This window comes from Streptomyces sp. adm13(2018) (assembly GCF_008042145.1).
In the GTDB taxonomy this organism is placed as follows: Bacteria; Actinomycetota; Actinomycetes; order Streptomycetales; family Streptomycetaceae; genus Streptomyces.
The window spans coordinates 1-2,249 of the sequence record NZ_RDBH01000179.1 but is presented as its reverse complement, the minus strand read 5'-3'; the positions used below and the strand labels follow the sequence as shown (position 1 = coordinate 2,249).

Here is a 2,249-nt window from a genome sequence, read left to right as displayed (position 1 = left end):
CTCGGCCGACGGTTCGGCGGCGAAGCGGGCGTAGACCTCGGGGCGGGTGCGGCGGAGCCGGAGGGCGAGGAGCAGGCCGAGGACGAGGACGGCGGGGACGACGGCGACCAGGACGGTGTTGACCGTCGGGGAGGCGTTGGTGAAGAGCGCGACCTTGGAGGCGACCAGCCAGATCGCCACGGCGAGGAGGACGGCCGCGGTGCCGGGCGCGACGAGGGTGCGCAGGGCGCCCTCCTGGTGCGGGACGCGCCGGAAGTAGCGGACGACGGCGAGGGCGGCGAGCAGCATCAGGGCCATCAGACCGAGCATGCCCGGGGTGTTCACCCAGAGCAGCAGCTGGGTGTACGGGTCGGCGCCGGCGGCCGCGAAGCCGAGGACGACGACCGCGCCGAGCACGGTCTGGGCGAGGCCCGCGACGTACGGGGAGCGGTGCCGGGGGTGGATCCGGCCGAGGGCGGCGGGCAGGACGCCCTCCTCGGCGAGGGCGAGGGCGTAGCGGTTGATGGCGTTGTGGAAGGCGAGCAGCGAGGCGATGATGCTGGTCACGATGAACACGTGCATCAGGTCGGCGGCCCAGGGCCCGACGTAGGTGGTGATGGCGGCGAAGAAGAGTCCGCCGGGGTCGCCGGCGGCGGCCGCGACGACCCGGTCGTCGCCGAAGGCCTGGATCACGGTCCAGACGACGAAGGCGTAGAAGAGCCCGAGGAAGCCGACCGCGATGTAGGTGGCGCGGGGGATGGTGCGGGCCGGGTCGCGGGCCTCGCGGCGGTAGATCACGGTGGACTCGAAGCCGGTGAAGGCCGAGAAGGCGAAGGCCAGGACGGCCGCCGTGCCGGGGACGAGGACGTGGCCGGGGGCGAAGGAGGCGAGGGAGAGCCCGTCGGCGCCGCCCTTGAGGAGCACGCCGCCGGCGAGCAGGACGAGGATGCCGGTCTCGGCGACGAGCAGGACGCCGAGGACCCTGGCGCCGAAGTCGATCGAGCGGTAGCCGCCGTACCAGATGAGCACCAGGCCGGCGAGGGCTACGGGGAGCCAGGGGAGGTCCGCGCCCCCCAGGGCGCCGGCGGTGTCGGAGGTGGCGGAGCCGAGGAGTCCGTAGACGCCGATCTCCATGCCGTTGTAGCCGACCATGGCGACGAGGGCGGCGGCGATGCCGAGGGGGGTGCCGAGGCCCTGGGCGATGTACGCGTAGAAGGCGCCGCCGCTGCGGACGTGGCGGCTCATGGCGGTGAAGCCGACGGCGAAGATCGCCAGGGTGATGCCGGCGAGGAGGTAGCCGGCCGGGGCGCCGATGCCGCCGAGGACGAGGGCGATGGGGGCGACGCCGGCCATCACGGTGAGTGGGGCGGCGGCGGAGACGACGAAGAAGGAGATGTCGGCGGTGCCGAGGGTGCCGGGGCGCAGGCCGGCCGGCTCGTCGGGGGTGCGGGACGACGGGCCGGCGGACGTACGGGAGGACCTGTCGGCGGACGTGCCGGAGGGCGTGCTGGAAGGCAGGCGGGAGGACATGCGGGAGAAGCCCTTCTCGTAAACCTAAAGGCTTTCGGTTGGCGCAATGTAGCCTCGTGCCCGACGATTCGGGAAGACCTGAACAGCTGGAGTACGTCCATGGGCCGGCCGCACAAGCCCCTGCTCGACCGGGTGCGCATCACCACCACCGCACTCGAACTCGTCGACGAACAGGGCGACTTCAGCGTCCCGCAGATCGCCCGCCGGCTCGGCGTGCAGACGGCCTCGGTGTACCACCATGTGGACGGCCGGGACGGCATCGTGGAGCTGCTGCGCGAGCGGGTCTGCGAGGCCATCGACGGCGGCACGCTCGACGGACGGCCCTGGGACGCGGCCGTCGCCGCCTGGGCGCGGTCCTACCGGGCCGCCTTCGCCGCCCACCCCAAGGCGATCCCGCTGCTCACCACCTCGCCGGTGCGCGCGCCCCGGGTCCTGGAGCAGTACGAGAAGGCGGTCGCCCTGCTGCTCGACGCGGGCTTCGCCCTCCCCGAGGTGATGCCGGTGATCATCGCCCTGGAGAACCTGGTCCTGGGCTCCGCCCTCGACATGGCGGCGCCGGAGGCGATGTGGGAGCTGGCCGACGACACGGCGACACCGCGCCTCGCGCGGGCGCTCGCCGCCTTCCCCGAGGGCGGCCGGACCGACACCGCCTTCGAACTCGCCCTGGCCGGCTACCWGGCCCACATCCGGGGCCTGGCGGAGGGCGCGTAGCCGGGCGGGGAGGGGCCGCCCGGCTACGC

General features: G+C 73.8%; 2 protein-coding genes. One reads left to right on the top strand and one right to left on the bottom strand.

Features of this window, described 5'->3' with window-relative positions; translation table 11 throughout:
- Positions 1–1,509 (bottom strand): APC family permease (locus tag EAO70_RS35200; RefSeq protein ID WP_261993206.1); only part of this gene is annotated, 1,509 nt, incomplete at its 3' end.
- Between the two features lie 99 nt (positions 1,510–1,608).
- Here EAO70_RS35200 and EAO70_RS35195 point away from each other — a divergent pair.
- Positions 1,609–2,220: a TetR/AcrR family transcriptional regulator gene (locus EAO70_RS35195; protein WP_148006874.1), complete on the top strand. Its 612-nt coding sequence runs from the start codon at positions 1,609–1,611 to the stop codon at positions 2,218–2,220.
- Positions 2,221–2,249 lie beyond the last annotated feature (29 nt).